The organism is Streptomyces sp. NPDC004284, assembly GCF_042874035.1.
GTDB lineage: Bacteria > Actinomycetota > Actinomycetes > Streptomycetales > Streptomycetaceae > Streptomyces.
In genome coordinates, this window is the sequence record NZ_JBIAMJ010000002.1 from 149,067 (window position 1) to 171,200 (window position 22,134).

Below are 22,134 nucleotides of genomic sequence, written 5' to 3' on the forward strand. Positions count from 1 at the left end.
CGGCGGCTCAGAGCAGATGGTCGGCCGCTCCGGCCTTCACGGCCGAGATGAGCGCCCGCAGCGCCTCCACGGAGTCGCTGACGTACGCGTCGGGGGAGAGCGTCGAGCCGATGTAGGCCCGGCCGGAGCCGTCGAGGCCGAAGCGGAAGCAGTTGGCGCCCTCGCTGCAGAAGGCCTCGTTCCAGTCGATGGCGGAGGCGGGGGAGGCGGAGACGGGGGCGGGGGTCGTGACGTTCATGGTGTGGGGGGTCCTTCACAGATCCTGGGATACGGCGCGGATGAACGCGCGTGATTCGGTCGCGGACAGTGCGAGCCCGCGCAGCCGGTCCAGCAGCCCGCGGTACCGGCGCAGCTGCAGGTCGGTGTCGAGCAGGAGCGAGCCGTGGGAGGAGTCGAGCTGCACGGTGTCGAGCTGCGGCACCGGCGCGGACGCATAGGTGAACGACTGACCCGCCCCGGGGAAACCCCCCGCGGTGAAAGGGATCACGCGCACGGAGACGGTGTCCCGCTCGGTACGGGCCAGGATGTGCTCCAGCTGGGCCCGCGCGACCTTCGGGCCGCCGAACCGCATGCGCAGCGCCGCCTCGTGGACCACGGCCTCGTACCGCACCGGCCGGTCCCCGTCCAGGACTCGCTGGCGGCGCAGTCGCAGCGCGAGCCGGGCCTCCAGGTCGGGGCCGGGCAGCGCGGGGACGGCGGTGTCGAAGACCGCCCGGGCGTGCTCCTCGGTCTGGAGGAGGCCGGGGATGTGTGTGGTGACGGAGGTCTCCAACTCCGAGGCGTGGAACTCCAGTTCGGCTATGTCGAGGAGCGCGGGCGGCAGCAGTCCGTGGTGTTCCTCCCACCAGCCCCGGTCCCGCTCCTGGGCGATGCCGGCGAGGAGGTCGACGAGTCCGGTGTCCGGGCAGCCGTAGTTGAAGGCGAGGGTGCGGACGCGTTCGGCGCTGATCCCGAAGCGGCCCGACTCGATGTTCGGGATGCGGGTGCGGTCGACGCCCAGGAGGACGGCGGCCTGCTGGGCCGACATCCCCGACTGTTCGCGCAGTTTGCGCAGTTCGCTCCCGAGGCGCCGCTGTCGCGCGGTCGGGCTGCTCCTGGGTGGCACGCTCCGTCTTCCTCTCGCTGCGTGGCGCCGCGGCTCCTGGTGGGCCGTCGTTTTGGCCGGAATGGCACGACTGGCCCCAAGTGGTAGCACTGTGCTCCGGTCGTGCGCTACGGTCGGTAGCGAAAGTCTCACACGTGGCTACCGTGCCCGTGTGCGTGTACCCCCCATGCACCAGAAATGTGAGCAACTCGATGAAGGGCGCCCTGCGTTGCCTCCCGACCGCCGCCGCGGCCGGGCCCATACCTCCCGCCACGGAGAACCTCAGCTACTCGATGATGCTCCCCGGCGGGGCCTACTGCGCGGGGCTCGCGCGCGAGGCGGTCGGCTCGCTCCTCGACCGGCACGGCCTGTCCGGCCTCGGCGAGACCGCCGTCCTCGCCGCCTCGGAACTCGTCTCCGCCGCCTACCGGTTCACCCCCGACCGGGAGATGATCCTGCGCGTCCGCTGGCGGTTCGAGGCGCTGCGGATCGTCCTCTACGACCAGCATCCGGCCCACGCCTCGCTCGACACGGCCGAGGAATGCCGCGACCGCCGCAGCCGCAGCATGTGGCTGCTGGCCGCGGCGGTCGACGAGCACGGCGGGGACTGGGGACTCGCTCCCGTCCTCACCCCCGGCGGAGGCACCAAATCCTGGGCCTTACTCCACCAGTAGGTCCCGGACCTCGGTCCGGCGGGGGTTCGGGGCCGTCCCCCTGATCTCCTCCGCCGTCGTCGGCCGCAGCTCACCGTCGAGCAGCAGCCAGCGGGTGATCCCCAGCGACTCCAGGAACGCCACGTCGTGGCTGGCCACGATCAGCGCCCCCTCGTAGGCGTCGAGGGCCGCCGTCAGCTTCCGCACCGACGCCATGTCCAGATTGTTCGTCGGCTCGTCCAGCATCAGCAGCTGCGGAGCCGGCTCCGCGAGGAGCAGCGCGGCCAGCGTCGCCCGGAACCGCTCCCCGCCCGACAGGGTGCCGACGGGCTGATCCGCCCGCGCCCCCCGGAGCAGGAACCGCGCGAGCCGGGCCCTGATCATGTTCGCCGTCGCGGTGGGCGCGAAGCGGGCCACGTTCTCCACCACGCTCAGTCCGTCGTCGAGCACGTCGAGCCGCTGCGGCAGGAAGCGGAGCGGCACCTTGCGCTCCACCTCGCCCGACCGCGGCTCCAGCTCCCCGGCGATCGTCCGGAGCAGCGTCGTCTTCCCGGCGCCGTTCCGGCCGACCAGGGCGATCCGTTCCGGGCCGCGCAGATCGAACTCGCCGCCGACCCGCGCCCCGTACCGCAGCTCCAGGTCGCGCAGGTAGAGCACCTCGCGGCCCGGCGGCACCGAGGTGCGGGGCAGCTCGACCCGGATCTCGTCGTCGTCCCGTACGGCCTCGACCGCCGCGTCGAGCCGCTCCTTCGCCTCCGCGAGGCGCTCCGTGTGCAGCGTGCGCTGCTTGCCGGCGGTGACCTGGGCGTCGCGCTTGCGGCCGTTCGCCACGATCTTGGAGGCGACCTTGTTCTCGAAGCTCTTCTGCCCGTACCGCTTGCGGCGGGCCGTCTTCATCTGGGTCTCGGACAGTTCGCGCTTCTGGCGCTGCACGTCGGCCTCGGCGACCCGCACCATGCGCTCCGCCGCCTCCTGTTCGGCGGCGAGGGCCGTCTCGTACGCGGACCAGTTGCCGCCGTACCAGTCGACCGCGCCGTCCCGGAGGTCGGCGATCTGGTCCACCCGCTCCAGGAGTTCACGGTCGTGGCTGACCACGACCAGGACCCCGGACCACTTCTCCACGGCCTCGTACAGCCGGGCACGGGCGTGCAGGTCCAGATTGTTGGTGGGCTCGTCGAGCAGCAGTACGTCAGGTCGGGCGAGCAGCAGCGCGGCGAGGCGCAGCAGGACGGACTCGCCGCCGGAGATCTCGCCGACGGTCCGGTCCAGGCCGACGTGGTCGAGCCCGAGCTGGTCGAGGACGGCCCGGGCCCGCTCCTCCACGTCCCAGTCGTCGCCGATCTCGGTGAAGTGCTCCTCCGCCGGGTCGCCCGCCTCGATGGCGTGCAGGGCCGCCCGCTTGGCGGCGATGCCGAGGATCTCGTCCACCCGCCGAGAGGTGTCCAGGACCAGGTTCTGCGGGAGGTACCCGAGCCGGCCGTTGACCCGGACGGTGCCGTCCAGCGGGGTCAGCTCGCCCGCCATCAGCTTCAGGAGCGTGGACTTGCCGGAGCCGTTGAGCCCGACGAGCCCGGTGCGGCCGGGGCCGACCGAGAGCCGGAAGTCTTCGAAGACCTCGGTGCCGTCCGGCCAGGAGAAGGAGAGGGAAGAGCAGGTGATGAAAGTGGGGTGATGTGCCATGCGGGCCTCCGGGTCGCGCGAGCGTGGAAATGACGACGCGAGAGACACCGGGGCGCGGGCAGCGGGAGAACGGCTCGTACGCCGAGGTCGAGAACGGCACACGCGGCACAGGGGGCACGCGCGGCTCGGTGTCTCGCAACCTCAGACGAGCAACGTCCTTCTCCGATCGGGTGACGACAAGGTCAGGATCGACCGTACGCCCGGGACCGGGGAGCGGCAAACGAATTAACGCGGATCCTCTACGAGCCGGATCCTCTACGGGGCGGATCCTCTACGAGCCGGATCCTCTACGGGGCGGATCCCCTACGGGCGGTCGCGGAGCAGCTCCGCCAGGTCCTGGTCCCAGTCCAGGTACTGGTGCTCGCGCCCCGCCGGCACCAGGTGCTGCGAGCGCTCCAGGAAGCGGCGCAGCTCGGAGGTCCGCACATGGACCATGGCCACCCCCTCCGGGGCGTGGAACTCGACCACGGTGCGGTCGTACCCGTACGGACGCAGGCGGACGTCCCCGACCCCGGCCGGGCGCTCGACCCCCTGGACGAGCAGCTCGCGCGCGAAGGCCCAGGAGACCTCGACGCCCTCCAGGGTCGCCGGCGGCGGAAAGGCCATGCTCACGGCGTACGGATCCCCGCGGTCGTACCGCAGGGTGGCGGGGACGGTCTCCATCCGGGGCGCGGACGCGACCAGACGGGCCTGCACGGCCTGCTCGATGACGGCGGACAAGACCGGCTCCTCTCACGCGGGCTTCGGATCCTGTGCGTCTCCCCGACACCAGGGCACCTGACACCCCTCAAGACGAGCGAGGTGGCGGGAACGTGCACTCGACCCCCACGTGACCTGTGTCACCGAGGCTCAGCGAGCCTCTGGGACGTCATCGTCGTCCGGCTCCGCGCAGGGGCCCGAGTGGTCGCAGTACGGCTGGTTCCCGGAGGCGCCGCAGCCGCAGAGCATGACCCGGGTCTCGTGCCGTTCCCCGTGCGCGCCCGTCACGAGCAGGTCGCCCCGCACCACCAGCTGCCCGGCCGGGGTGCGGCGCACCGTGGTGGGGGAGTCGGGGGGTTCGAGCACGGCGTCCTCGGGGCGGTGGTGGTACTGGAGCGCCCCGGAGGGGCAGCGTCGTACGACCTCGGTGACCCGGTCCTGCTCGGCGGCGTCGGGCAGCACCCACGGGCGCCGGGACAGGTCGAAGACCTCCGGCAGGCCGTGGACGCACTCGGCCGCGTGCAGACAGCGGCGTGGCTCGAACGTGACGGTGATGCCCTCGCCCTCGTACTCCTTGAGGTGGGGCCGTTCCTCCGTCGTACCTTCACCTTCCGTCATGCGACCAGCCTAGGAACGCCCGGCCGGGGACGCACCCTGGACGCGGAGCGGCCCGGGGCACTAGCTTCCGGCGCCATGACGTCCATGGGGAAGACGAGACGAACGATGTCGGTGGGGCTGATCGGGGCGGCGCTCGCGCTGACCCTGGCCGCCCCGGCGCGGGCCGGGGAGACCCCCACGGCCGCGGCCGGCTGGCAGCTGACACCGACCGGCACCGACGCCCGCTTCCGGGGCCTCGCGCCGGTCGACGGCAGGACGGCGTGGGCCGCGGGCTCGAAGGGCACGGTGCTGCGCACCACCGACGGCGGCCGGAGCTGGCGGAACGTCTCGCCGGCCGGCGCGGGCGACCTGGAGTTCCGCGACGTCGAGGCCTTCGACGCCCGCCGGGCCGTCGTCCTCGCCATCGGGGAGGGCGAGGCCTCCCGGGTGCTGCGCACCGAGGACGGCGGCGCCACCTGGACCGAGTCCTTCCGCAACACCGACGCGCGGGCCTTCTACGACTGCATGACCTTCTTCGACCACCGGCACGGACTCGCCCTGAGCGACCCGGTCGACGGGAAGTACCGCATCCTCTCCACCCGCGACGGCGGCCGCTCCTGGGAGGTCCTGCCGAGCGCCGGGATGCCGGACGCGCTGCCGGGGGAGGCGGGCTTCGCCGCGAGCGGCCAGTGCCTCGTGTCGGCCGGACCCCGGGACGTGTGGCTCGCGACGGGCGGCGGGGCCGCCGCGCGCGTGCTCCACTCCGCCGACCGGGGACTGACCTGGACCGCCACCGAGACGCCGGTCCCGGCCGGCTACCCGGCCCGCGGCGTCTTCGGCCTCGCCTTCCGCGACCGCACCCACGGCATCGCCGTCGGCGGCGACTACCGCAAGGACCAGCCGTCCCCGCGGGCCGGTGCGGTCAGCACCGACGGCGGCCGCACCTGGCTGCCCTCGGCCACGCCGCCGCCCGCCTACCGCTCCGGCGTCGCCTGGCTCCCGCACAGCAGGACCGCCGCGCTCGCCGTCGGCCCGACCGGCACCGACCTCACCACCGACGGCGGCCGCACCTGGCGCACGGTCGACACCGGCTCGTACGACACGGTCGACTGCACCCCGGACGGTTCCTGCTGGGCCTCCGGCGAGAAGGGCCGCATCGCCCGCCTGGCCACCGAGGACCGGGGGACCAGGGGGCTAGGAGGCTAGGAAGGCAGCTCTTCCCGGTACGCGGCGATCCCGTCGGCCGTCTTGGTCGCGTAGAACTCCGTGATCCGGTACGCGCACACGCCCTCGACGCTGAACGGGTCGGCCGCCGTGATCCTCTCGATCTCCGCGCGGTCGACCCCGGCGGCCAGGATCACCCCGCCGTCCCGCGGGTTCTTCCGCCCCGACGCCAGGAACACGCCCTCGGCGTACTGCGCGTCGAGCCACTCGACGTGGGCGTCGAGCAGCGCGTCCACCCGCTCGACGGGCGCGGTGTAGGTCAATTCGAGTACGAACATGATCGCCAGGCTACCGGGCCCGGCGGAGGGCATCGCGGCCGTCAGGCACTGCCCCCGCGCGGGCGGCACCCCCCTGGGGCCTGCCCGGCGGATCAGGGCCGGACAGGCCCTAGGGTGGCCCGCATCATGACGATCATCGAGATTCCGGCGGGCTGGCCCGCCGACGAGAGCGCCGCCCGGGCCGTCCAGCAGGAGTTGCGCGGGCGGCTCGTGCGCGACGAGGAGGGCCCGGCGGTCGGCGAGGGCCACGTCACCGGCCTCGACGTGGCCTACGACGACGAGCGGGACCTCGTCGCCGCCGCGGCCGTCGTGCTCGACGCGCGGACCCTCGACGTGGTGGAGGAGGCCACGGCGGTCGGCCGGGTCTCCTTCCCGTACGTCCCCGGGCTCCTCGCCTTCCGCGAGATCCCGACGGTGCTCGCCGCGCTGGACGCCCTGACCGCCGACCCGGGCCTCCTGGTCTGCGACGGCTACGGCCTCGCCCACCCGCGCCGCTTCGGCCTCGCCAGCCACCTCGGGGTGCTCACCGGACGGCCGTCCATCGGGGTCGCGAAGAACCCCTTCACCTTCACGTACGAGCAACCCGGCTCCGCGCGCGGTGACTTCGCCCCGCTCCTGGCCGAAGGCGAGGAGGTGGGCCGGGCCCTGCGCACCCAGGCCGGGGTGAAGCCCGTGTTCGTGTCGGTCGGCCACCGCGTCTCCCTCGCCAACGCCTGCGCCCACACCCTCCACCTCTCCCCGCGCTACCGGATCCCGGAGACCACCCGACGCGCGGACTCGCTCTGCCGCCGGGCCCTGAAGGAAGCGCTCGGGGAGGCGTGAGTGGCTGGGTGCCACGTCTGAGTACGCGTACGGATACCGGTCCGCGGCCCGGCCCGGCAGAGTGGGGCGCATGACAACACCCCTTTCCGTTCCGCCGCGTTCGACCGGGCGCGGCCTGACCCTGGTCCTCACCGCCGCCGGGCTGCCGGCCCTGGCCTGGACCTTCGCCATCCTGTACGTCCTCACCGGCTGGACGTTCGGATGATCGGGCGGCTGCGGTGCGTCGTCCTCGACTGCCCCGACGCCCTCGAACTCGCCGAGTTCTACCGACAGTTGATCGGAGGCGAGGTGGCGGGCCCCGATCCCCGGTGGGCCGTCGGCGAGGGCTCCGCGGTCCTGCGCGGCGACAGCGGGCCCGTCCTCGCCTTCCAGGGCGTCGCCGACCACCGCCCACCCGTCTGGGGCGCGCCCGAGCAGCAGTTCCTCCTCGACGTGCGGGTCGACGACCTGGCCGCCGCCCACGAGGCCGTCCTCGCGCTCGGAGCCGTACCGCTCGACGGGGAGAACGGCGACGCCCCCTGGCGCGTCTACACGGACCCGGCCGGCCATCCCTTCCGGCTCGTACGGCCCTGACCTGCGGGATCCGTGCGGGGGAACGCCCTCGCGCCTCCGGCCGTTGGGCGGGCATGGTGATGATGGTGAGCCTGATGGTCATGGCGGTGGTCGTCCTGCTGCCGTTCCTGCTCGGCGCGGCCCGGCACGTGGTCCTGCGGACGGGCCGCCCGAAGTGGGTGCGCCGCCTCCTCGCCGCCCACGCCAAGGACGTGCCGGCCGGCGCCGGCGCCACCGCCACCGACGAGCTGCTCGCCTTCCTGAACGCGAACAAGCGCGTCCAGATCGAGCAGCGCGAGGAGGAGCGGCTGATCCGCCACGACGTCCAGGACGGCGCCCCGCGCCGTACCGGCGTCGACCTCGACGCGGGCACCGCCGTGATCCGCCGGGATTCCCGTCAGGGCCTGCCCGGCGGATCGGGTCCGGACCGGCCCTAACTCCGGTGCGCCACCCGGAAGACGATCCCCGCCGCCCGCAGCCGTTCGGTCAGCGCGTCGCCCATCGCCGCCGCCGTCGTCACCTGGCCGGCGGTCTTCGGCAGGGGGTCGAAGGCGAGGCAGAGCGCCGACTCGGCGAGCATCCTGGCCGTCTCGTCGTAGCCGGGGTCGCCGCCCGACACCTCGGTGAAGACCCGTCGCCCGCCGCCCTCGCCGACGAACCGGACCGAGAACCAGCTGCGGGCGCGCCGCTCGGCCGACGGGCCCCGGCCCGACGCGTAACGCCCCATCAGCCAGGAGCGGACCGGCGGGAGTTGGGCGGCTGTGACGCCCGCGCCGACGGCGGCCGCGCCCCCGAGGGCCATCGGGAGGGTCTTGACGGAGGCGTAGTGGCGGTAGCGGAAGTCCGGTCCGTACCGTTCGAGGGCCGCCGCCGAGCGGGCCACCACCTGGGGGTCGAGCGTCGGCAGGGGCAGCGCCCAGGTGCCGGTCTCCCGGCTGAACCGCGGTCCGCCGAGCGGCGCGCGAGCCCGGCGGGCCACCAGCCGCGGTTCGTGCAGGCGCCGTTCGCGCGCCGCACGCAGGATCTCCCGGCCCCGGCCGAACGCCGTCAGCGCCGAGGCGAAGGTGCCGCCGGAGAAGGCGGCCCCGGCCCGGACGAAGCCGTCGATCCGCAGGGGCACGTCCTCCGGCAGCTGCCGGACGGTGAAGTACACGCCCAGGTCGTGCGGGACGGAGTCGAAGCCGCAGGCGTGCACGATCCGGGCGCCGGTCTCCCGGGCCCGCGCGTCGTGCCGTACGAACATGAGGTCCACGAACTCGGCCTCGCCCGTCAGGTCCAGATAGTCCGTGCCCGCCTCCGCGCAGGCCTCGACCAGCCCCTCGCCGTACCAGACGTACGGGCCGACGGTGGTCGCCACCACCCGCGCGGACTCGGCGAGTCCGCGCAGCGAGCCGGGGTCGGCCGAGTCGGCGACGACCAGCGGCAGGCCGGCGAGGTGCGGGCGTCCGGCGGCGAGCCGGTCCCGCAGTGCCTCCAGCTTGCCGGGGCTGCGTCCGGCGATCGCCCAGCGGCAGTCCGCCGGGGCGTGCTCGGCCAGGTACTCCGCGGTGAGTTCGCCCACGAAGCCGGTCGCCCCGAAGAGGACCACGTCGTACGGTCTGGCCCCGGTCTCGCGCCCCACGCCCGCCCCTGTCTCCATGAAGCCCCTCGTCTCGGCCGTACCGCGCCGCCGCGCGCGGTTGTCGTCGGCGGAGGATAGCGGAACCGGGACAGGCCTCCGCCCCGACCCCGTCGCCTCGGAATTTCCAAGCGCTTGCTCGGCTCGGGGGCTTGTGCCGAGTGGAACACGTTCCTAGCATCTCCGGTGTTACATCATTGGTGTCACACACTCCTGGGGGCTCGATGAGCACGACGCACACCGCCCGCAACGGCCCGCTCACGGGGGTGCGCGTGGTCGAACTCGCCGGGATCGGCCCCGGCCCCTTCGCCGCCATGCTCCTCGCCGACCTCGGCGCCGACGTCGTCCGCGTCGACCGCCCCGGCGGCGCCGGCCTCGGCATCGACCCCGCCCGTGACCTCACCAACCGCAACAAGCGCTCCGTCCTCGTCGACCTCAAGGCCGAGGACGGCCCCGCCACCGTGCTCGACCTCGTCGAGCGGGCCGACATCCTGGTCGAGGGCTACCGGCCCGGCGTCGCCGAACGCCTCGGCGTCGGCCCCGAGACCTGCCTCGCCCGCAATCCGCGCCTCGTCTACGGCCGGATGACCGGCTGGGGCCAGGACGGACCGCTCGCCCCGACCGCCGGACACGACATCGGCTACATCGCGATCACCGGCGCCCTCGGCATGATCGGCCCCGACCCCGACGGCCCGCCCACCATCCCCGCCAACCTCGTCGGCGACTACGCGGGCGGCTCCCTCTACCTCGTCATCGGCGTCCTCGCCGCCCTCCAGCACGCCCGCGCGCACGGCGAGGGCCAGGTCGTCGACGCCGCCATCGTCGACGGCACCGCGCACCTCACCACCATGATCCACGGCATGCTCGCGGCCGGCGGCTGGCAGGACCGCCGGGGCGTCAACCTGCTCGACGGCGGCTGCCCGTTCTACGGCGTGTACGAGACCTCCGACGGCGGCCACATGGCGGTCGGCGCCCTGGAGGAGCAGTTCTACGCCGAGTTCGTCCGCCTCCTCGGCGTCGAGGACGTCGCCCCCGCCCGCCGCGACCTCGCCCGCTGGCCCGAGCTGCGCGAGGCCGTCGCCGACCGCTTCCGGAGCCGTACCCGCGAGGAGTGGACCGCCGTCTTCGACGGCTCCGACGCCTGCGTGGCCCCCGTGCTCTCCCTGCGCGAGGCGCCCTCGCACCCCCACCTGGCCGCCCGCGCCACCTTCGCCGAGCGGGACGGGATCGCCCAGCCCGCCCCCGCGCCCCGCTTCTCCGTCACCCCCGGCACCCTCCGCACGGGCCCCGCCCTGCCCGGTGCCGACACCGCCGAGGTCGCCCGCGACTGGGCCGTACCCACCCTGACCACCCAGGAGCCCGAAGCATGAAGCGTCAGCTCTACACCGCCGACCACGAGGCCTTCCGGGCGGTCGTCCGCACCTTCCTGGAGAAGGAGGTGCTGCCCCACTACGCGCAGTGGGAGAAGGACGGCATCGTCTCCCGCGAGGCCTGGCTCGCCGCCGGACGGCAGGGCCTCCTGGGCCTCGCCGTCGAGGAGGAGTACGGAGGCGGCGGCAACCCCGACTTCCGGTACGCCTCCGTGCTCGCCGAGGAGTTCACCAGGGCGGCCGCCCCCGGGCTCGCCATCGGCCTGCACAACGACATCATCGGCCCCTACCTCACCAAGCTCGCCACCGAGGAGCAGCGCCGCCGCTGGCTGCCCGGCTTCTGCTCCGGCGAGATCATCACCGCCATCGCGATGACCGAGCCCGGCGCCGGCTCCGACCTCCAGGGCATCCGCACCACCGCCGAGGACCACGGCGACCACTGGATCCTCAACGGCTCCAAGACCTTCATCTCCAACGGCATCCTCGCCGACCTGGTGATCGTCGTCGCGAAGACCACCCCCGAGGGCGGCGCCCACGGCCTCTCCCTGCTCGTCGTCGAGCGCGGCACGGAGGGCTTCGAGCGCGGCCGCAACCTCGACAAGATCGGCCAGAAGTCCCAGGACACCGCCGAACTCTTCTTCAAGGACGTCCGCGTCCCCAAGGAGAACCTGCTCGGCGAGCTGAACGGCGCCTTCGTCCACCTCATGACCAACCTCGCCCAGGAGCGCCTCGCCATCGCCGTCGCCGGCATCGCCGGGGCCGAGCACCTCCTGGAGCTCACCACCGCGTACGTCAAGGAGCGCGAGGCCTTCGGCCGGCCGCTCGCCAAGCTCCAGCACGTGCGCTTCGAGATCGCGGAGATGGCCACCGAGTGCGCCGTCACCCGCGCCTTCGTGGACCGCTGCATCGCCGAGCACGCCGATCCGGCCGGCCTCGGGCTCGACCCCGTCAACGCCTCCATGGCCAAGTGGTGGGCGACCGAACTCCAGAAGCGGGTCGCCGACCGCTGTCTGCAACTGCACGGCGGATACGGCTACATGAGCGAATTCCCGGTCGCCCGCGCCTTCACCGACGGCCGCATCCAGACGATCTACGGCGGTACGACGGAGATCATGAAGGAGATCATCGGCCGCTCCCTCCTCGGCTGACCCCGCCCCGCACCCCTCGAAGAACCCTCACCGCGAAAGGCTTCCCGTGAGCACCGAAGCGTACGTGTACGACGCGATCCGCACCCCGCGCGGACGCGGCAAGGCCAACGGCTCCCTGCACGGCACCAAGCCCATCGACCTGGTCGTCGGCCTCATCCGGGAGATCCAGTCCCGCAACCCCGGCCTCGACCCGGCCGCCATCGACGACATCGTCCTCGGCGTCGTCGGCCCGGTCGGCGACCAGGGCTCCGACATCGCCCGGATCGCCGCCATCGCCGCCGGGCTCCCCGACACCGTCGCCGGCGTCCAGGAGAACCGCTTCTGCGCCTCCGGCCTCGAAGCGGTCAACATGGCCGCCATGAAGGTCCGCTCCGGCTGGGAGGACCTCGTCCTCGCCGGCGGCGTCGAGTCCATGTCCCGCGTCCCGATGGCCTCCGACGGCGGCGCCTGGTTCGCCGACCCGATGACCAACCTGGAGACGAACTTCGTCCCCCAGGGCATCGGCGCCGACCTCATCGCCACCATCGAGGGCTTCTCCCGCCGCGACGTCGACGAGTACGCCGCCCTCTCCCAGGAGCGCGCCGCCGCCGCCGTCAAGGACGGCCGCTTCGCCCGCTCGGTCGTCCCCGTCAGGGACCGCGCCGGACTCACGGTCCTCGACCACGACGAGTTCATCCGCCCCGGCACCACCGCCGACACCCTGGCCCGCCTCAAGCCCTCCTTCAAGGACATCGGCGAGCTCGGCGGCTTCGACGCGGTCGCCCTGCAGAAGTACCACTGGGTCGAGGAGATCGACCACGTCCACCACGCGGGCAACTCCTCCGGCATCGTCGACGGCGCCTCCCTCCTCGCCATCGGCTCCCAGGAGGTCGGCGAGCGGTACGGGCTGAGGCCGCGCGCCCGGATCGTCGCGGCCGCCGTCTCCGGCTCCGAGCCGACCATCATGCTCACCGGCCCCGCCCCGGCCACCCGCAAGGCCCTCGCCAAGGCCGGCCTGACCATCGACGACATCGACCTCGTCGAGATCAACGAGGCCTTCGCGGCCGTCGTCCTGCGCTTCGTCAAGGAGATGGGCCTCTCCCTGGACAAGGTCAACGTCAACGGCGGCGCCATCGCGCTCGGCCACCCGCTCGGCGCCACCGGCGGCATGATCCTCGGCACCCTCGTCGACGAGCTGGAGCGCCAGGACAAGCGCTACGGCCTCGCCACCCTCTGCGTGGGCGGCGGCATGGGCATCGCCACCGTCGTCGAGCGCGTCTGACGTCCCGTCCGCCCCCTTACTCACGGAGAAGCAGCAGTCATGAGCGAGAGCACCACCATCCGCTGGGAGCAGGACGAGACCGGGATCGTCACCCTCGTCCTCGACGACCCCAACCAGTCCGCCAACACCATGAACCAGGCCTTCCGGGCCTCGATCAAGGCGATCGCCGACCGCGTGGAGGCCGAGAAGGACTCCATCCGGGGCATCATCTACACCTCCGCGAAGAAGACCTTCTTCGCGGGCGGCGACCTCAAGGACATGATCAAGGCGGGCCCCGAGCACGCCCAGGACATCTTCGACAGCGCCATCGAGATCAAGAACGCGCTGCGCCGCATCGAGACCCTCGGCAAGCCCGTCGTCGCCGCCATCAACGGCGCCGCGCTCGGCGGCGGCTACGAGATCGCCCTCGCCTCCCACCACCGCGTCGCCCTCGACGCCCCCGGCTCCAAGATCGGCCTCCCCGAGGTCACCCTCGGCCTCCTCCCGGGCGGTGGCGGCGTCGCCCGCACCGTCCGCCTCATGGGCATCACCGACGCCCTCCTCAAGGTGCTGCTCCAGGGCACCCAGTACGCCCCGAAGCGCGCCCTGGACAGCGGCCTCGTCCACGAGGTGGCCGCCACCGCCGAGGAGATGATGGCCAAGGCCATCGCCTTCATCGACGCGCACCCCGAGTCCCGCCAGCCCTGGGACGTCCCGGGCCACCGCATCCCCGGCGGCACCCCGTCGAACCCGAAGTTCGCGGCCAACCTGCCCGCCTTCCCGGCCAACCTGCGCAAGCAGCTGAACGGCGCGCCCTACCCGGCGCCGAAGGCCATCATGGCCGCCGCCGTCGAGGGCTCCCAGGTCGACTTCGAGACCGCGATCACCATCGAGTCCCGCTACTTCACCGAGCTGGTCATCGGCCAGACGGCGAAGAACATGATCCAGGCGTTCTTCTTCGACCTCCAGGCCGTGAACTCGGGCGCGAGCCGCCCGAAGGACGTGGAGAAGCGGCAGGTCCGCAAGGTCGCCGTCCTCGGCGCCGGCATGATGGGCGCCGGCATCGCGTACTCCTGCGCCCGCGCCGGCATCGAGGTCGTCCTCAAGGACGTCTCCGCCGAGTCCGCCGCGAAGGGCAAGGCGTACTCCGAGAAGCTGTGCGCCAAGGCCGTCTCCCGGGGCCGTACGACCCAGGAGAAGGCCGACGCCCTCCTCGCCCGCATCACGCCCACCGGCGACGTGGCGGACCTGGCCGGCTGCGACGCGGTCATCGAGGCGGTCTTCGAGGACACCGCCCTCAAGCACAAGGTCTTCCAGGAGATCCAGCACGTCGTCGCCCCCGACGCCCTCCTCTGCTCCAACACCTCCACCCTCCCGATCTCGGTCCTCGCCGAGGGCGTCGAGCGCCAGGCCGACTTCATCGGCCTGCACTTCTTCTCGCCCGTCGACAAGATGCCGCTCGTCGAGATCATCAAGGGCGAGCGGACCGGCGACGAGGCCCTGGCCCGCGCCTTCGACCTGGTCCGGCAGATCAACAAGACGCCGATCGTCGTCAACGACTCGCGCGGCTTCTTCACCTCCCGGGTGATCGGCCACTTCATCAACGAGGGCGTCGCCATGGTCGGCGAGGGCATCGAGCCCGCCTCGATCGAGCAGGCCGCCGCCCAGGCCGGCTACCCGGCGAAGGTCCTCTCCCTCATGGACGAGCTGACCCTCACCCTCCCGCGCAAGATCCGCAACGAGACGAAGAAGGCCGTCGAGGAGGAGGGCGGCACCTGGGTCACCCACCCCGCCGAGGCCGTCATCGACCGCATGGTCGACGAGTTCGGCCGCCCCGGCCGCAGCGGCGGCGCCGGCTTCTACGACTACGACGAGTCGGGCAAGCGCGGCAAGCTCTGGCCGGGCCTGCGCGAGCACTTCGCCAAGCCCGGGTACGAGATCCCGTTCCGCGACATGCAGGAGCGGATGCTGTTCTCCGAGGCCCTGGACACCGTCCGGCTCCTGGAGGAGGGCGTCCTGACCTCGGTCGCCGACGCCAACATCGGCTCCATCATGGGCATCGGCTTCCCGGCCTGGACCGGCGGCATCCTCCAGTACGTCAACGGCTACGAGGGCGGGGTGCCCGGTTTCGTGGCGCGCGCCCGGGAACTGGCGGCGACGTACGGCGAGCGGTTCGAGCCCCCGGCCCTCCTGGTGGAGAAGGCGGACCGGGGCGAGACCTTCACCGACTCCTGAAAGCCGTCCTCAGCTCCTCGCTCAGCGAGCGCTGAAACGCCGTGAGGAGGGCCTGGACCACCATCGGCTGCATGTGCGCCGAGAGCGACTTCATCGCGCTCAGGTGGTCCGGGTCCTCCCCGCTCTCCCGGTACGGGCTCCACACCTCGTCCCGGAAGAGCCGGGACAGCTCCTGGGCCGCCGCGCGCGCGTGCTCCAGGAGCACCGTCCGGGACGCCAGGATCGTCTCGTGCTCGATCGGCACGTCGAGCAGCTCGACCCCGAGCCGCAACAGGGCGCCATCGAGCCGGTACGTGTCGACTTCCTCGGTCCGGTCCAGCACCCCCATCGCGGCCAGCCGGTCGACATCCCGCTCGGTCAGCCCCCGCCCGGCCCGCCGCTCCAGCTCGCGCCGGGTGATCGTCTCGGCGGACTCGGGCGCCCACGACGCCACCAGGGCCCGGTGGATCGCGAGGTCCTGCGCGCTCAGATCGTCGGGCAACTGCTCCAGGTACCGCTCGATCGCCGCCAGGGTCATCCCCTGCCGCTGCAACTCCTCGATCAGCGCGAGCCGCGACAGATGCTCCTGCCCGTAGTGCCCCACCCGCCGCGCACCGATGACCGGCGGCGGCAGCAGCCCCCGGGTCCCGTAGAACCTCACGGTCCGCACCGTGACCCCGGCCCGCGCGGCCAGCTCGTCCACGGTGTACACGGGCCCCTGCGCGTCGCTCGCCTGCTCCATGGTTCAACAGTATTGCTGTCTCACCATCGCTGTAAAAGACCCTGACCGGACCGGATCAGGAGGGCGCGGGGGAGGACAGGGCCGTGTCGACCGAGGTGAAGGTGACACCGTGGTCGGCCAGCGCCTCGGCGACGACGCCGCCGAGGGCGGTGAGGGCCAGGAGGAGGTGCTCGTCCCCGATCTCGCGGTCCTTGCGGGCCACGGCCACGCGGAGCGACTTCTCCAGGACGGTCTTCGCCTCGCGGGAGAAGCCGAGGCGGCCCGACCACCATCCGGCGTCCTTGCGGTCGCCCGCCAGCGCGCCTGTGCCGTGGGTCTCCTCGACGCGCTCGACGATCGCGCCGACGTCGATGCCGAGGCCGGCCAGGGCCTCCGCGTCCGCCCGGGACAGTCCGGCCCGGCGCCGCGCGTCGGAGAGCGCGGCGAGCAGCGACGGACGGCGCTCCTGCGGGCACAGCCGCCCGAGGACGGCCGCCGCGCGGGTGTCCTCGCGGTCGAGCAGGGCCAGGAGGAGGTGCTCCGGGGTGACGACGGCCGCGCCGCCGCGCTCCGCGTGTGCGGCAGCGCCCTTCACCGTGGCCCGTGCGGCCTTCGTGAACCGTTCGAACATCACTGCCTCCCGTACTTCTTGTGGACGGCCTGCCGGCTGACACCCAGCTCGGTCGCGATCTCCTGCCACGACCATCCGTGGTTGCGCGCGCTGCGCACCTGGACGGCCTCCAGCTGTTCCAGCAGTCGCCGCAGTGCGGAGACGGCCCGCAGTCCGACCCGGGGGTCGCGGTCGCCGGCCCGTGCGGCGAGATCGGTCGCATCGGTCATGCTGTCAATGTAGGTTGACAGTACGGAGGCTGTCAACCTTGGTTGACGGCCTCCGTGTCGCCCGCGCTGTCAGTGCCGTCTCCTACGGTGATCCCATGACCGTGATCACGTACGTACGCGGGGATGCCACCGCACCCCAGGCCAAGGGCGTCAAGATCGTGGCGCACGTGTGCAACGACCTCGGGGGCTGGGGCAAGGGCTTCGTCCTGGCGGTCTCGCGTCGCTGGCCGGAGCCGGAGGCGGCCTTCCGGCGCTGGCACCGCGAGCGGGCGAAGAACGACTTCGGCCTGGGCGCGGCGCAGTTCGTCCAGGTCGAGCCGTACGTCTGGGTGGCCAATCTGGTGGGGCAGCGGGGGATGCGGACGGGGCGGAGCACCGGCGTGCCCGTGCGGTACGAGGCGATCGACGCCGCCCTCGTGCGGCTCGCGGACAAGGCGGTCGAGCTCGGCGCGTCCGTGCACATGCCGCGCATCGGCTGCGGGCTCGCCGGCGGCTCCTGGGCGAAGGTCGAGCCCCTGGTGCTCCGGCGGCTCGTGGAGCGGGGGATACCGGTCACCGTGTACGACTTCGGCGACTGAGGGACGTGGGGGGCGTGGCGGGAGCGTGCGGCCGCGCGGGCTAGAGTCGGCGGCTGTTCGCATCGGGGGAACGGGAACAGGGGAGTCAGATGTACGCGCAACTCAGGGAGACGGCCGACGAGTTGGCCGGAGTCCTGTGGCGGGAGCACACCGTCTACCGGGAGCGGGGCGGTGGTGTGGTGATCCGGGGCGACCATGTGCGCCGCTGGATCAGCCTCGCCCCGACCGGGGGCAAGGACAGGGCCCTGCTGCGGGCGGGGCGGCTCCTGGACGGGGGGACGACCGCCCCGGCCCGGACGGAGGTGGTCGTCGACCTGACGGCCGGGACGACGGAGCTCGCGGCCGTCTGCCGCCGGCTGCTCGCCGAGGTCGCGGCGGCCGCCGAGCCGGTGCGGGAGACGGGGACGGGCGGGAAGAGGGCGGGGCGGACGGCTCGCGCCGCCCGCCCCGCCCGCCCGCCCCGCAGGGAGCGGCACACCGGTCCCGGTTCCTGGTTCGTCCTGCTCTGTGTCGCCGGAGTGCTCGGTGTCTGGCTCTACGGCCTCTTCGGGAGCTACCCCTACTAGTACGCGGTCACGGGGTAGTGGTCGGAGAGGTTGGTGTAGGTGTACGACGTGCCCCAGCTGGAGACCGTCCACGGCGCGCTCTGCTCCAGGACCACGTTGTTGGTCCAGCCGGCGGGCCGGGCGTTCCCGGAGCGGTAGAGGACGTAGTCGAGGTCCTCGCGCGGGTCGGTCGGGTAGCGGTAGTTCGCGATCGAGTTCAGCTGGGTGTCGAAGGAGTACGGGTGGCCGGTGCGGGCGTCGGCCGCCGCCAGGTCCGCGTCGGCGAGCATCGTGGCGTACTCGGGGCTGTGCGAGTCGACGTTCATGTCGCCGGCGACGATGACCTGCTCGTTCGCCGGGATGTTCTTGGCGTCGAGGAAGGCGTCGATCGCCTTGAACTGGCGGCTGCGCATCTGCGCCGCCTCGCCCGCCGAGCAGCCCGGGTCGGTGGACTGGGCGTGGGTGCCGACGACGTGGACGAGGGCGCCGTTCACGTTCAGGACGACGTAGGCGAAGCCCTTGTTCGCGTACCAGTCGGCGCCGCAGGCGTCCTTGTAGACGTACTGCTCCTTGCGGACGACCGGCCACTTGCTGAGGACCGTCACCCCGCCGTCCTCGGGCGTGGTCGAGGAGTAGGACCCGCCGGTGGCGTCCCAGCCGGTCTTGCTGCGGCCGACGACGGGGGTCTGGTACGGGTACTGGGCGGAGGCGTTCGCCTTGAGGGCGTCCGAGGCGGAGTTGTCGAAGGTCTCCTGGAGCACCACGACGTCCTGCCCCTGGAAGAAGGGGGCGGCGGGGATCGCCTTGGCCCGGTGGTCCTGGCCCCAGTTCGGGTAGAGGGTCTTCGACATCAGGAACGTGTTGTACGTGAGCACCTTCAGCCGCGGGGCCTCGGTGGTCGTGGCGGACGCGGCCGGGGCGGCCGTCGCCAGGGTGGCGGCGGCGAGCGCGAGCGAAAGGACGGCGCCGGGGGCGCGGCGGAGCGCGGCGAACGACACGTGAACTCCCATGATTACGTGGGGGGTTGGGCTGGCGCCGCACATACAATCAGCCAGGGTTACCTTCCGGTAGCCTTTGGATGCCGGGAATCTGGCCGAGCTCGCAAGATCACGCCAACTCTCGCGCCGGTGTCTGAATTGTCATGTTTTGGAGCAGGTAGAATGCGCGCATGACCCTCGCGAACTCCACTGTCTTCAAGATGGACCTCGGTCCCCTCAACCCCGTCTGGGCCGAGCTCATCCTCGGCGCGGTGCTGTTCGGGCTCACCTTCCTCATCCTGGCGAAGGGCATCCTCCCGAAGATCAAGCGCACCCTCGACGAGCGCGACGACGCCATCGAGGGCGGCACCGAGCGCGCCGACGACCTGCGCTCCGAGGCCACCGCCATCCGCGAGCAGTACGAGGCCGAGCTCGCCGAGGCCCGCCACGAGGCCGCCCGCATCCGCTCCGCCGCCACCGAGGAGGGCTCGGCCGCCATCGCCGCCGCCCGCGCCGAGGGCCAGGCCGAGCGCGACGCGATCCTCGTCGCCGGTCACGCCAAGATCGCCGAGGAGCGCGCCGCCGCCGAGCGCGAGCTCACCGCCGACGTCGACGCCTGGGCCCACGCCCTCGCCGCCCGTATCGTCGGCGAGCCGGTCGGCGCCGACCGCGCCTGACCCCGTACTCCACGGAAGGGGCCGTCGCCCGGGCCGCAGCGCCCGGGCGACGGCCCCTTCGTCATGAGCACGAGTGGCAGCCTGGACACATGAGGAGAAGGCCATGGACCGCGTGAAGCCGCTCGACCGGGCCCCGGCCGGTCACGACCCCGTGCCCCCGCCCGTCGGCGGAGTGCTGTGGAGCGTCGCGGGGGACGTCCGGGCCCTCCTCATGCTGCCCGCCGCCCTCACCCTCCAGGTCGCCCACCCCGCGATCGGCGCCGGCGTCGACGACCACTCGGTCTTCCGCACCGACCCCTGGGGCCGCGGCGAGCGCTCCCTGCGTTCGCTCCAGCTGTGGATCTACGGCGGCGAGGAGGCCGCGCGGGAAGGCCGCCGGCTCCGGGAACTGCACAAAACGATCCAGGGCACCGACGCCCACGGCCGCCGCTACCACGCCCTCACCCCGGCCTACTACTCCTGGGTGCACGCGACCGGCTTCCCCGTCTACCGCCATGGGCTCGGCCTCCTCGCCCGCCCCCTCACCGAGGCGCAGGAACGGCAGCTGTACGCCGAGTGGCTCCAGGTCGGCCGGATCCTCGGCATCCACGACCGGGACATGCCGCAGACGATCGAGGCGTTCTGGCCGTACTACCGGAAGGTCCTCGCCGAGGAGATCGAGGCCACCACCGTCGTACGGGAGCTGCTCGACACCGACCTCCCGGTGCCCGCCCCCGACCGGGGCCCGCTCCCGCTCCGGCTCGTCCTCCGCCTCCTCTGGCCGCTCCTGCGCCGCCCGTTCCTGCGGCTGCGCGCCTTCCTCACCGTCGGCCTGATGCCGCCGGACGCCCGGGAGGCCATCGGCCTGGACTGGACGGACACCCAGGAGCGCACCCTGCGCCGCTTCGCCCGGATCGTCCGTACCGTCGTCCCGGTCCTCCCCGAGCGCCTGCGCTACCTCCCCCTGGCCCGCAAGGCCCGAGAGGAAGCCCGCGGGAAAGCCCGCGAGGCCGCCCGCCGCGCCCAGCGCTGACGAACGGCCTCGCGGGTCAGGGGCGCCCGGGACCAGGAGTGCCCGGGTCAGTGCCCGGCGTGGCCCCCGGGGGCCTCGTTCTCGTGGATCGTGTTCGTCTCCGCGATCTTCTTCCACGACTTCGGCTGCACGGGCTTCGCCGGCTTCCCGGTGGTGCGGCCGGACGGTGCCGCGGCGGGGGCGGACAGGCCGGCCGCGGTGGCCGAGGAGGCGGCCGGCTTGGACGGCTGGTACAGCCAGGTGTCGAAGAGCCCGGCCAGCGGCTTGCCGGAGACCCGCTCCGCGTACTTCACGAAGTCCGACACGTGCGCGTTGCCGTAGGCGTTCTCCTGCGGCCAGCCCTTCAGGATCGCGAAGAAGACCTCGTCGCCGACCTCGTTGCGCAGCGCCTGGAGCGCCACCGCGCCCCGGTCGTAGACGGCGCCGTGGAACTGGTTGTCGGCGCCCGGGTCACCCGGCTTCACCGTCCAGAACGGGTCGTCGGCCGGCCGCGAGGCGTACACGTAGTCCGCCAGCTCCTGGGCCGTGCCCTCGCCCTCCTTCTCCGACCACAGCCACTGGCTGTACCGGGCGAAGCCCTCGTTGACCCAGATGTCCTTCCAGTCCTTGACGGACACGCTGTCGCCGTACCACTGGTGCGCCAGCTCGTGGACGACCACCGACACGTTCGCGCCGTTGGCGAACTGCCGCGGGCTGTAGAACGGACGGGTCTGCGTCTCCAGGGCGAAACCGCTGGTCACGTTCGGTACGTAGCCGCCGAGGGCGTTGAAGGGGTACGGCCCGAAGACCGACTCCAGCCACTCCGCCACCTCGGTCGTGCGCTCGATCGAGGCGCGCGCCGCGCCCGCGTTGTCGCCGAGGTCCTTGCTGTACGCGTTGAGGACGGGCAGCCCGTTCGCGGTCTTGTCCGTCGTGATGTCGAACTTGCCGACGGCGAGCGTCGCCAGGTACGTCGCCTGCGGCTTGTTGGAGCGCCAGTTGTAGCGGGTCCAGCCGAGCCGCGAGGACTGCGACTGCAGCACGCCGTTGCTGATGGCCTGGGTGCCGTCCGGGACCAGGACCGACACGTCGAAGGTGGCCTTGTCCAGCGGGTGGTCGTTGGACGGGAACCACCAGACGGCCGAGTCCGGCTCCTGCGCGGCGACACCGCCGTCCGGGGTGCGGGCCCAGGCCGACCAGCCGTCGATCTTGAACTCGGAGGGCTTGCCCGCGTAGCGGACGACCACCGTGACCGGCGTGTTCTTCGCCAGCGGGCTCGCCGGCGTGACCTCCAGCTCGTGGTCGCCCGAGGTGGCGAACTTCGCCAGGCGGCCGTTCACCCGGATCTCACTGACCTTCAGACCGAGGTCCAGGTTGAAGCGGGACAGGTCCTGCGTGGTGGTGGCGAGGATCGTCGCCGTGCCCTCCAGGAGGTCCGTCGCGGGCTGGTACTTCAGACGCAGGTCGTAGTGCGAGACGTCGTAGCCGCCGTTGCCGCTGGCGGGGTAGTAGGAGTCGCCGATGCCCGGGGCGCCCGGGGTGAAGGAGGCGGCCGATGCCGGGATCGCCAGCAGCAGGGAGGCCGCGAGGGCGCTCGGAACGATGAGTCTGCGGTGCACAGGTGCT

At 72.7% G+C, this 22,134-nt stretch carries 26 protein-coding genes; 14 read left to right on the plus strand and 12 right to left on the minus strand.

The annotated features are described in order from the left end of the window. Positions 1-7: 7 nt before the first annotated feature. Both ACFYUS_RS05815 and ACFYUS_RS05820 read right to left on the minus strand, forming a co-directional pair. On the minus strand, positions 8-238 hold the full coding sequence (locus ACFYUS_RS05815) for a hypothetical protein (protein ID WP_388846302.1): 231 nt from the start codon (positions 236-238) through the stop codon (positions 8-10). A gap of 15 nt (positions 239-253) precedes the next feature. Then, positions 254-1,105 carry a helix-turn-helix domain-containing protein gene (locus ACFYUS_RS05820; RefSeq protein ID WP_388846304.1) on the minus strand — a complete coding sequence of 284 codons (852 nt, stop codon included), beginning with the start codon at positions 1,103-1,105 and terminating at the stop codon, positions 254-256. 179 nt (positions 1,106-1,284) lie between these two features. Between ACFYUS_RS05820 and ACFYUS_RS05825 the strand changes: the two genes are divergently transcribed. Beyond that, positions 1,285-1,758, plus strand: coding sequence for an ATP-binding protein (locus ACFYUS_RS05825; protein ID WP_388846306.1), 474 nt, complete (start codon positions 1,285-1,287; stop codon positions 1,756-1,758). Here the strand turns inward: ACFYUS_RS05825 and ACFYUS_RS05830 are convergent. The 3 genes from ACFYUS_RS05830 to ACFYUS_RS05840 form a co-directional block, all read right to left on the minus strand. Continuing rightward, complete coding sequence (locus ACFYUS_RS05830; RefSeq protein WP_388846308.1) at positions 1,744-3,417, minus strand: ABC-F family ATP-binding cassette domain-containing protein; 1,674 nt, start codon at positions 3,415-3,417, stop codon at positions 1,744-1,746. The two genes, ACFYUS_RS05825 and ACFYUS_RS05830, sit on opposite strands and share 15 nt — an antisense overlap. Positions 3,418-3,720: 303 nt before the next feature. Further along, positions 3,721-4,137, minus strand: coding sequence for an SsgA family sporulation/cell division regulator (locus ACFYUS_RS05835; RefSeq protein ID WP_388846310.1), 417 nt, complete (start codon positions 4,135-4,137; stop codon positions 3,721-3,723). Positions 4,138-4,266: 129 nt separating this feature from the next. Next, on the minus strand, positions 4,267-4,734 hold the full coding sequence (locus tag ACFYUS_RS05840) for a (4Fe-4S)-binding protein (protein ID WP_388846312.1): 468 nt from the start codon (positions 4,732-4,734) through the stop codon (positions 4,267-4,269). Between the two features lie 75 nt (positions 4,735-4,809). Between ACFYUS_RS05840 and ACFYUS_RS05845 the strand changes: the two genes are divergently transcribed. Further along, entirely contained in the window at positions 4,810-5,919 is a 1,110-nt protein-coding gene (locus ACFYUS_RS05845; RefSeq protein WP_388846314.1) for a WD40/YVTN/BNR-like repeat-containing protein, read from the plus strand. On the opposite strand, the gene ACFYUS_RS05850 is transcribed toward ACFYUS_RS05845, so the two are convergent. Next, positions 5,916-6,215: a YciI family protein gene (locus tag ACFYUS_RS05850; RefSeq protein WP_388846316.1), complete on the minus strand. Its 300-nt coding sequence runs from the start codon at positions 6,213-6,215 to the stop codon at positions 5,916-5,918. The two genes, ACFYUS_RS05845 and ACFYUS_RS05850, sit on opposite strands and share 4 nt — an antisense overlap. Before the next feature lie 126 nt (positions 6,216-6,341). Here ACFYUS_RS05850 and ACFYUS_RS05855 point away from each other — a divergent pair, with 126 nt between their 5' ends. The 4 genes from ACFYUS_RS05855 to ACFYUS_RS05870 all read left to right on the plus strand — a co-directional run bounded on the left by ACFYUS_RS05855 (position 6,342) and on the right by ACFYUS_RS05870 (position 8,026). Then, on the plus strand, positions 6,342-7,037 hold the full coding sequence (locus ACFYUS_RS05855; RefSeq protein ID WP_388846318.1) for an endonuclease V: 696 nt from the start codon (positions 6,342-6,344) through the stop codon (positions 7,035-7,037). Positions 7,038-7,107: 70 nt separating this feature from the next. Further along, the gene (gene mmpA / locus ACFYUS_RS05860) at positions 7,108-7,242 is read left to right on the plus strand and encodes a morphogenic membrane protein MmpA (protein WP_388846320.1); all 135 of its coding nucleotides are present in this window, start codon (positions 7,108-7,110) and stop codon (positions 7,240-7,242) included. Then, on the plus strand, positions 7,239-7,610 hold the full coding sequence (locus tag ACFYUS_RS05865) for a VOC family protein (RefSeq protein ID WP_388846322.1): 372 nt from the start codon (positions 7,239-7,241) through the stop codon (positions 7,608-7,610). The genes mmpA and ACFYUS_RS05865 overlap by 4 nt, the downstream gene beginning before the upstream one ends. A gap of 53 nt (positions 7,611-7,663) precedes the next feature. Then, positions 7,664-8,026: a DUF6191 domain-containing protein gene (locus ACFYUS_RS05870; protein WP_388846324.1), complete on the plus strand. Its 363-nt coding sequence runs from the start codon at positions 7,664-7,666 to the stop codon at positions 8,024-8,026. On the opposite strand, the gene ACFYUS_RS05875 is transcribed toward ACFYUS_RS05870, so the two are convergent. Then, the gene (locus tag ACFYUS_RS05875; RefSeq protein ID WP_388846326.1) at positions 8,023-9,228 is read right to left on the minus strand and encodes a saccharopine dehydrogenase family protein; all 1,206 of its coding nucleotides are present in this window, start codon (positions 9,226-9,228) and stop codon (positions 8,023-8,025) included. The genes ACFYUS_RS05870 and ACFYUS_RS05875 overlap by 4 nt on opposite strands. Before the next feature lie 203 nt (positions 9,229-9,431). Between ACFYUS_RS05875 and ACFYUS_RS05880 the strand changes: the two genes are divergently transcribed. Genes ACFYUS_RS05880 through ACFYUS_RS05895 form a run of 4 tightly spaced genes read left to right on the plus strand, consistent with a single transcriptional unit; the run spans position 9,432 to position 15,200 of the window. Continuing rightward, on the plus strand, positions 9,432-10,577 hold the full coding sequence (locus ACFYUS_RS05880) for a CaiB/BaiF CoA transferase family protein (RefSeq protein ID WP_388846328.1): 1,146 nt from the start codon (positions 9,432-9,434) through the stop codon (positions 10,575-10,577). Then, entirely contained in the window at positions 10,574-11,725 is a 1,152-nt protein-coding gene (locus ACFYUS_RS05885; protein ID WP_388846330.1) for an acyl-CoA dehydrogenase family protein, read from the plus strand. The genes ACFYUS_RS05880 and ACFYUS_RS05885 overlap by 4 nt, the downstream gene beginning before the upstream one ends. A 46-nt stretch (positions 11,726-11,771) precedes the next feature. Beyond that, a complete protein-coding gene (locus tag ACFYUS_RS05890) occupies positions 11,772-12,986 on the plus strand; it encodes an acetyl-CoA C-acetyltransferase (RefSeq protein WP_388846332.1) in 1,215 nt (404 codons plus the stop codon). Between the two features lie 39 nt (positions 12,987-13,025). Next, on the plus strand, positions 13,026-15,200 hold the full coding sequence (locus tag ACFYUS_RS05895) for a 3-hydroxyacyl-CoA dehydrogenase NAD-binding domain-containing protein (protein ID WP_388846334.1): 2,175 nt from the start codon (positions 13,026-13,028) through the stop codon (positions 15,198-15,200). Here ACFYUS_RS05895 and ACFYUS_RS05900 read toward each other — a convergent pair. Genes ACFYUS_RS05900 through ACFYUS_RS05910 form a run of 3 tightly spaced genes read right to left on the minus strand, consistent with a single transcriptional unit; the run spans position 15,187 to position 16,740 of the window. Beyond that, a complete protein-coding gene (locus tag ACFYUS_RS05900) occupies positions 15,187-15,921 on the minus strand; it encodes a MerR family transcriptional regulator (RefSeq protein WP_388846336.1) in 735 nt (244 codons plus the stop codon). The two genes, ACFYUS_RS05895 and ACFYUS_RS05900, sit on opposite strands and share 14 nt — an antisense overlap. Before the next feature lie 55 nt (positions 15,922-15,976). Next, on the minus strand, positions 15,977-16,531 hold the full coding sequence (locus ACFYUS_RS05905) for a Clp protease N-terminal domain-containing protein (protein WP_388846338.1): 555 nt from the start codon (positions 16,529-16,531) through the stop codon (positions 15,977-15,979). Next, positions 16,531-16,740 carry a helix-turn-helix domain-containing protein gene (locus tag ACFYUS_RS05910; RefSeq protein WP_116165222.1) on the minus strand — a complete coding sequence of 70 codons (210 nt, stop codon included), beginning with the start codon at positions 16,738-16,740 and terminating at the stop codon, positions 16,531-16,533. The genes ACFYUS_RS05905 and ACFYUS_RS05910 overlap by 1 nt, the downstream gene beginning before the upstream one ends. 95 nt (positions 16,741-16,835) lie before the next feature. Here ACFYUS_RS05910 and ACFYUS_RS05915 point away from each other — a divergent pair, with 95 nt between their 5' ends. Continuing rightward, positions 16,836-17,318, plus strand: a complete 483-nt coding sequence (locus tag ACFYUS_RS05915; protein WP_388846341.1) for a macro domain-containing protein — start codon at positions 16,836-16,838, stop codon at positions 17,316-17,318. Between the two features lie 89 nt (positions 17,319-17,407). Continuing rightward, on the plus strand, positions 17,408-17,884 hold the full coding sequence (locus ACFYUS_RS05920) for a hypothetical protein (protein WP_388846343.1): 477 nt from the start codon (positions 17,408-17,410) through the stop codon (positions 17,882-17,884). Here the strand turns inward: ACFYUS_RS05920 and sph are convergent. After that, positions 17,881-18,873 carry a sphingomyelin phosphodiesterase gene (gene sph / locus ACFYUS_RS05925; RefSeq protein ID WP_388846345.1) on the minus strand — a complete coding sequence of 331 codons (993 nt, stop codon included), beginning with the start codon at positions 18,871-18,873 and terminating at the stop codon, positions 17,881-17,883. The two genes, ACFYUS_RS05920 and sph, sit on opposite strands and share 4 nt — an antisense overlap. Positions 18,874-19,031: 158 nt before the next feature. Here sph and ACFYUS_RS05930 point away from each other — a divergent pair, with 158 nt between their 5' ends. Further along, positions 19,032-19,517 carry a hypothetical protein gene (locus ACFYUS_RS05930; protein ID WP_388846347.1) on the plus strand — a complete coding sequence of 162 codons (486 nt, stop codon included), beginning with the start codon at positions 19,032-19,034 and terminating at the stop codon, positions 19,515-19,517. A 103-nt stretch (positions 19,518-19,620) separates the two neighbouring features. Beyond that, positions 19,621-20,529 carry an oxygenase MpaB family protein gene (locus ACFYUS_RS05935; RefSeq protein ID WP_388846349.1) on the plus strand — a complete coding sequence of 303 codons (909 nt, stop codon included), beginning with the start codon at positions 19,621-19,623 and terminating at the stop codon, positions 20,527-20,529. 47 nt (positions 20,530-20,576) lie between these two features. Here ACFYUS_RS05935 and ACFYUS_RS05940 read toward each other — a convergent pair whose 3' ends face one another. Beyond that, entirely contained in the window at positions 20,577-22,127 is a 1,551-nt protein-coding gene (locus ACFYUS_RS05940; RefSeq protein ID WP_388846351.1) for a M1 family metallopeptidase, read from the minus strand. Positions 22,128-22,134 lie beyond the last annotated feature (7 nt).